Below are 6315 nucleotides of genomic sequence, written 5' to 3' on the forward strand. Positions count from 1 at the left end.
CTGGCCTTAATAATTTGTTGAGCTAAAAACTCAATAAATGGCGCATGCACTGTATTTGTCATGCTGGTAGTAAATCAATTTAGGGGATTGGGTAACACTGTAAAGTTGTTTGCGGCTGGGGCTTTCGAGCTGGTCTATTAGGTTAAAATGAAAACGAGGTCGAAAGCAATAGATATATTTTGAGAATCTGAAATATGTGTTAAAATATATATAAGTGAGCTTAGGGCAACATTTGCGGCGCAGAATCTTTGGAATTCTTTTCAATCTTCAATACATGGAGGAGCTTATATGATTAAAAGAGTTTTACAGAATGATGTTTTCACACTGGCCTTATGCATCTTAGGATGGTTATCGTTTTTCATTTCATTTTTTACTGATAATTTAATAATGAGAATAATGTTATTAACGATTTCAAGGGTTCTGCCCTAAGCTCATTTTATTTAAAAGCCTGTCCTTGCTAAAAATATTAACACATCTCATCACCACCAACTCGTGCAATACCAACGTATGATAATTCAGGTGTCAATTCTCGACCTAGATAACTAGTGTAAGCAGCTGGCTTGCCTATTTCATACGGCTTTTGAATCTTATAAGGTTTAAAGCCACTAAAATTAGCAATGCCTAATTGTATATCTCCCCCTATAGATGAGTATTTAGGACTTATGTTATTAATTGCATCTTCAATTACATAACGAGGTGCTCTAGATTGTGAGCGACCTGGTTCTCCTTCAGAATTCAAAGCTGATTTTATTTTTTCTTTCATTAACTTCGACTGGTCACCTAAATAAAGAAAATCAGAAGTGGTGTTGTTTTCATTTATTAAGAGCTTAACTTTGTACCCATCGGCATCAGTATTCTCAACGAAATAGTGTGCGATTTTTAACTTATTTTCAATGTGGCAATATCCAAAAATCGAAGCTTCAAAAAAAGCTTTGCTACTATGCCGAGTCAAGTACGATAAAAATGTCTCATTGAAATAGTTAAGTACATAGGTAGCTATTTCATTAAAAGAAGGAATATATTTTTTATGAGAAATTAGATTGCTAAGTAATGGGAGAATAGAAATATATGAGTTTTGCCCCATTAACGTACTACCAGCAAAACAAAACCCTAATGAATGTTGGTAGTAAACTTTGTTAAAGTAGCCTATTTCATCTGGTACAGTAACTTTTATTGGTAAAGTTAAAACTTTTGAAGCATCTTCAATCAATGGAGAACCATTATTGCTAACCAAACTGTCAGAAACAATCCATAGGTTAGGGTTGTTAATATCTTCTTCATTTCTCCAAATAACAATAGCTGTCATAATTTTACCAATATTGTATCAAATCTAATGCGTGGAATTTAACTTAAAAAAGATATGAACTCCAATTAATATCCTAATTTTGTATAAGCCTCCCTATATTCATCCATTAAACCCGTTACATCTAACCCCATAACTTTTCGTTGGTTAATGTAACGGGCCAATAGGTTTAAACCATATTCGTACTGCCACCGCTTTGGCTTTTTGCCGCCGCTAAGTTGCAACGCAGTGAGCAGTACAAAGTTATTGTTTTGCATGTTTGTGCTTGGGGTAGGTTTGGATTCTAACCTCTTTACCATCAGTTACACGGATAAACTCAAACCAACAATGAATGCAAATAGTGTGATCGTTATAAACCTCGCCCTCTGGTGGGCGCATGGTTTTTAATGTGTTATTGCACTCAGGGCATTTGTAGTTAATTACTGGCTTACTACGCAATATTGCACCGTTAAAAAAGGCTAAGCACTCTGCTTTAATGTCTTTTAAAAGCTCCATAAAGCCCCCCTACAAACTTAAATTTAATTGTGTTTCGTGCGCCCGTTCGTCTTGGTATGCACTGTAAATACTGCTTACTTGCTGGCGGGTGATCTTAAAACGCTTAACCAGCTGCTGAATGTTGCTACTTTTAGTGTCCAGGGCTTGGCAAATTTGTTGATTGCGAATTTGCATAAGCACTTTGTGCAGCATGGGTATTTGGTAGCTTGATCCTACATTGGCATCTATCAGCTCTTGCACCAGAGCTTTACCAAATACCTTTACTACTTCGTGATCCTCAGTTGGCTTTTCAGGGATATAAAACATTTGTCCTTGTTGCTCTGTGAGTACCGCAATGGTTTTTTCAACCCCTAAATGTTTAACAATGCGGCGCAGGCCATGGGGTAATGCCCGTAAATCTATGGTTGAATCGCTCATGATTGCTCCTCAAATAAATAATCTAAGCCGTTTTCGCGGTCTAGTCGGCGTTGCTCTTCGTAATTAGCCATTTACGCCCCCTGCTTTGCTTTATGGCGTATAAGCCATTGCTTAAGTACTTCGATAATATGCGGCCATTGCTGGGCGCTTTGGCTAAGCTTTTTGCCCTGCAGGTGCTTTTCACAAAACGAGTCGCATGCCCCTTTTGAATCAATGTTTACCGCCCCTGCGCGGTGCAGCTGGCCCCACAGGCTGTAAATCATTTTTAGCTGCGCGGGTAACTGCTTTTTGCCGGCATTTGGGTTCATTGCACGGTAACGCGCAAGCAGCTGCTGTTGCTCAAGCTTGGTTAACTGTGCGCAGGTGTTGGTGCGCTGGTTGCAAATGTAGGCAACGTTAAGTTGGTGGATATCTTGCTCGATACCCGCCGCCTTTTGCGCAATTTTGATTTGTTGGATCAAGTTGCTCATGCGCTTTGCTCCATCGGGATAAACTCAAACGCAATGGCTGGTTGTAAATTGATGACCTTAATGCCCCAGTCGCTAACGCCTTGGGTATAAATACGCGCTAGGTTTGGGTGTAAGTTATTAAAGCGAATAGCCAATTGATCTGGCGATTTAACGCCTAAAACGTGCTGAATAGTGAATAGCTTTTCTGCTATCAGCATTGAGAACGCGGCTTTGATATTGCCGTTGCAGCTGTCGATAAACTCGCCTGAGCCTTGTTTATCAGCAAGTACAGCCAGCATGTGTTGCGTGCTTACGGTGTCGTTTACTGCTAAACGTGCGGTAAAACGTGGTGTGTTTAAATTAATTGAAAATGCCATGATTAGATCCTTATTTAAAATATGTTTAAACAGCGTTTAAACCGCTGGTTTATTAAGTACTGATGAAAAAATGCCATTGACTAACAGCTTGTCTACGGCGGTGTCTGGGTTTTTGTTGGTGTGGTTAAGCAAATGCGGTAGCAAGTTTTCAACCAGCTCACGGGCGTTACCCTCAACGCGTTTGTGCAGCCATTGCCACCACTTTGCATCGTTTTGGGCGAGCTTTACCGTGCCCTCGGTTAGCTCTAAAAACAGGGTGCGAATGTCTTCAACGGTGATTTGGCCGATAGGTTTAGGCCAAAAGCACACGCGGCTTGCAATGAGTTCGTAGCGCTCTTGGGTTTGCAGTTTGTCTACCAGTTGAATGTTGCCAACCAGCGTGACCCCAACTATTGCTTGATCGCTAATAGTGCGCAGCGGGTCGAGCGAGTTTGGTTTGCACTTGTCGGCTTCGTCTAAAATAATTAGGCGGTCTGTGTCACGCAGTGCGCTAATAATCTTTTGCATGTTTTTATAGGCACTTGGGCAACGCGATAAGCCCAGGGCTGTGGTTAGTTGCTCAAGTACTTGGGTGCTGCTGGTTTGCTCACTGCCGGCAATTAAAATGGCTTCTTTGTTGTGGCGGCAATATTCTGCAATGCCTTTGGTTTTACCAAGGCCTGCTTGGCCTGCAAACACACTAAAGCGTTTACGTGCTCGCGCTTGGTCGCATGCCATGGCAATAAGTTTTGAGGTGCTAGTAGGAATAAACCGCACATCACCGTACACAATTTCAATTTTTTTGCGCTCATTAGAAGGCTTGCCTTGGTCAACCTCTGCTGGGCAAATCAACGCCCAAATGTCGTGCAGGTGCTTGGTGGGCTTTGCGTTGTACTTACCGTTAATGAGTTGGCTGATTGATGCAGGGCTTTTACCCATGCTTACCGCAATGCTGGCGCTGGTAATGTTTTGCTCGCGTATTTCGGGCGATTGCAAACGCAGGCAAATACGCGCTGCCAGTTCGCGATCAGCTTTGTTATATGACTTATTAAAGCCATTGCGTTTTTCAATCTCGGTAATAGCGGCGTTACCAAACAGTTTTTGCCACATCGCCACAATGATTTTTTCAGGGTTAATGGTGCATTTGTTTGCCAGTACTTCTTTAACTGACTGCAGGGCAAAGCCACAGTTAAGCTCTTCGGTGGTCATGCCTGTGGTGCTTAACTCTTGGTTTATTAGCTCAACACGTAGCGTTTGCTCTGGCGTGTATGGGTGTGGTTGGCTATAGCTCATAAGTGTGTTCCTTGCGTAAATTGGGTTGATCTAGTAATTCGTTTAGGTCGATTTCGTGTTGTGGCTGCGTAGGCGTTACATCAAAATCAAAAATATTTACCGGTGCTTGTTGTGCTGCAATGCTCTTGATTGGCGCGGCAAACTTAGCCACCGAATCAACATCGATAACGCGTTCTTGCGTTTCTTGGGCTTCTATTTCGCGGCGTTTGGTATCAATGCGTTTTAAGCGGCCAGTGCGGCGTTTGCTTTCAGCTTGCTCAATACGCGACGTAGGCACGGCATGCGATTTAGTTTTTAAGTTAGCGAACATTAAAAACTCACCGTTTAGCTTATAAAGCTTGGTGTAGCTGTCGTCGTGTAGGTCGTAGGCGGCAATAAGCTCTTGGCCGTTAAACTGATGTAAAAAGTCAGCTGAATAATCACGTTGGTGTAAACGGAAGCGGCCACGGCGAATGTTGACGGTTTCACGCGGTAGCATGACAAAATCGCCCTCTACTGGGGGGACGCGCTCAATGTTTTCGTCCCACACTTGTTGGCGAGTTTTGCCCTTGATCTCAGGGTGTGCGCTGTTGTGGTAGTCGTTTAAAAACGCTTTAAATTCGGCTATCCACTCGTCAACCGTGGGCAGTTTGCGTTTGCCTTGCTTGGCCTCTTTAAGTACTAGTTGCTTATGGCGATCGTCGTGGTCGCGGCCGCAATACGTGCTAAAGCGTTTACCAACGCGGTCCTCCATGTGCAGGAAGAACCGCTCTATCCACTTCACCCGCGCATTGCCTGGTATGGCAAAAATAACGTCTATTTCAAACTGGGCATAAAAGCCAGTTGTGTCGTCGTTCATGAGTTTGTTTTTGTAGCCTGAGCCGTTATCTAAATAAAACATGCCTGGCACGTTGTTATGCACTTTAATCGCGCGGCTTATTGCTGCTAGCGTATCGAGTGTGCTTTCGGCGTAGCCGAGTTCCCAGCCCACAATGGTGCGGCTTGCTACGTCTTGAAACGCGGTTAGCTCAGCGCGGTATGGCTTACCCGTTTTAGGGTGAGCTAGGTATACATCGAGCGTGTGGCCATCGCCGTTATACATAACGCCGGGCTTTAAGTTGTCGGTTGAGCGCAACAAATGATCTTTATGTTTTTCGCGGTACAGTTTTGCACCCATGCGATACGGGCTTTGTGGGCCTAGCTCGTGTGGCAGTGCATTTATAAAGCGGCGCACTTGGTGATGCTCTGCCTTGTAGCCCTCTTTGTTTAACTGGTCGCTCACTTGCGCAAAGCTTGGGCTGTTTGGGCTGTGGTAAAGCTCAAGGCAGCGCGCAAGCCAGCTGTACTGGGTTTGGGCTTTGCCCTTATGGTTTGGCAATAGGCTGTTAATGCCGTTGTCTTTATAGGCATTGCACCAGTTATAAATAGTGGCACGCCCTGGTAACTTACCCAGTGAATCTATAGCGGTTGCTAATGTGCTAATTGCTGTGTTTGTTCGGTAGGCTTTAACCAATGCTTCAAACGCTTTAGGTATGCCGCACTCTTGGGTTAATAAATGACGAACTAGCACCGCCCTACTTTGGGCTTTTTTACGGGCTGTTTCACTGGCATTTTGCCAACTGAGTTCCAAGCCTGTGCTTGGCAACTTATTGTATTTTTGAACTGCAGGATGCATTGCTCTCTCCTACTTTTTATTAAAATTAGTGTTAAAACGGTCGTTAAACATGGCTAGCATGTATTCACGGTTGGCTTGGGCGTCTTGCCATTCGTCTTCGGCAAATTGCGGGATGCACTCAGCGCCGGCTAAATGCTCTGGGCCAAACTCACCGCTTAAACGGTTTAACATGTGGGTAATGCGCTGCTGTATACCGAGCCATAAATGCCAGGTTGTTTGCGCAGCGCCTATGCGGTGGTTTAGGTCGAGGTCGCGGGTGTTACAGAGCTGCTCGGCCATGGCTATAAACTCTTCGAGCGATTCGTTAACAACGGCGCTGTGTGCAAACGATTTTTGGCGCACTTGTGC

The 6315-nt window shown here is 44.0% G+C and carries 8 protein-coding genes and 1 pseudogene; all 9 read right to left on the reverse strand.

The window, feature by feature from the left end:
• Window positions 1-466: 466 nt before the first annotated feature.
• Entirely contained in the window at window positions 467-1306 is an 840-nt protein-coding gene (locus tag H5187_RS22355) for a hypothetical protein (RefSeq protein ID WP_182798381.1), read from the reverse strand.
• A gap of 65 nt (window positions 1307-1371) precedes the next feature.
• A complete protein-coding gene (locus H5187_RS22360) occupies window positions 1372-1560 on the reverse strand; it encodes a hypothetical protein (RefSeq protein ID WP_182798382.1) in 189 nt (62 codons plus the stop codon).
• Window positions 1547-1798 carry a hypothetical protein gene (locus tag H5187_RS22365; RefSeq protein ID WP_182798383.1) on the reverse strand — a complete coding sequence of 84 codons (252 nt, stop codon included), beginning with the start codon at window positions 1796-1798 and terminating at the stop codon, window positions 1547-1549. The genes H5187_RS22360 and H5187_RS22365 overlap by 14 nt, the downstream gene beginning before the upstream one ends.
• A gap of 9 nt (window positions 1799-1807) precedes the next feature.
• Window positions 1808-2215, reverse strand: coding sequence for a Mor transcription activator family protein (locus H5187_RS22370; protein ID WP_182798384.1), 408 nt, complete (start codon window positions 2213-2215; stop codon window positions 1808-1810).
• A gap of 71 nt (window positions 2216-2286) precedes the next feature.
• A complete protein-coding gene (locus H5187_RS22375) occupies window positions 2287-2685 on the reverse strand; it encodes a phage protein GemA/Gp16 family protein (protein ID WP_149981126.1) in 399 nt (132 codons plus the stop codon).
• Complete coding sequence (locus H5187_RS22380) at window positions 2682-3041, reverse strand: hypothetical protein (protein ID WP_182798385.1); 360 nt, start codon at window positions 3039-3041, stop codon at window positions 2682-2684. Before H5187_RS22380 ends, H5187_RS22375 begins: the two co-directional genes overlap by 4 nt.
• Before the next feature lie 36 nt (window positions 3042-3077).
• The gene (locus H5187_RS22385) at window positions 3078-4313 is read right to left on the reverse strand and encodes an AAA family ATPase (protein WP_182784435.1); all 1236 of its coding nucleotides are present in this window, start codon (window positions 4311-4313) and stop codon (window positions 3078-3080) included.
• A complete protein-coding gene (locus H5187_RS22390) occupies window positions 4303-5967 on the reverse strand; it encodes a Mu transposase C-terminal domain-containing protein (RefSeq protein ID WP_182798386.1) in 1665 nt (554 codons plus the stop codon). The genes H5187_RS22385 and H5187_RS22390 overlap by 11 nt, the downstream gene beginning before the upstream one ends.
• 9 nt (window positions 5968-5976) lie before the next feature.
• Window positions 5977-6315, reverse strand: a pseudogene (locus H5187_RS22395) (hypothetical protein); the annotation flags it as partial.

The sequence above is a fragment of the Pseudoalteromonas sp. SG44-1 genome, from assembly GCF_014164315.1.
GTDB lineage: Bacteria > Pseudomonadota > Gammaproteobacteria > Enterobacterales > Alteromonadaceae > Pseudoalteromonas > Pseudoalteromonas rhizosphaerae.

What these genes read in the sequence shown, in the direction of transcription:
- H5187_RS22385 (WP_182784435.1), bottom strand. Translation starts at nt 4,313, where the DNA reads ATGAGCTATAGCCAACCACACCCATACACGCCAGAGCAAACGCTACGT.
- H5187_RS22360 (WP_182798382.1), bottom strand. Translation starts at nt 1,560, where the DNA reads ATGCAAAACAATAACTTTGTACTGCTCACTGCGTTGCAACTTAGCGGC.
- H5187_RS22370 (WP_182798384.1), bottom strand. Translation starts at nt 2,215, where the DNA reads ATGAGCGATTCAACCATAGATTTACGGGCATTACCCCATGGCCTGCGC.
- H5187_RS22365 (WP_182798383.1), bottom strand. Translation starts at nt 1,798, where the DNA reads ATGGAGCTTTTAAAAGACATTAAAGCAGAGTGCTTAGCCTTTTTTAAC.
- H5187_RS22355 (WP_182798381.1), bottom strand. Translation starts at nt 1,306, where the DNA reads ATGACAGCTATTGTTATTTGGAGAAATGAAGAAGATATTAACAACCCT.
- H5187_RS22390 (WP_182798386.1), bottom strand. Translation starts at nt 5,967, where the DNA reads ATGCATCCTGCAGTTCAAAAATACAATAAGTTGCCAAGCACAGGCTTG.
- H5187_RS22380 (WP_182798385.1), bottom strand. Translation starts at nt 3,041, where the DNA reads ATGGCATTTTCAATTAATTTAAACACACCACGTTTTACCGCACGTTTA.
- H5187_RS22375 (WP_149981126.1), bottom strand. Translation starts at nt 2,685, where the DNA reads ATGAGCAACTTGATCCAACAAATCAAAATTGCGCAAAAGGCGGCGGGT.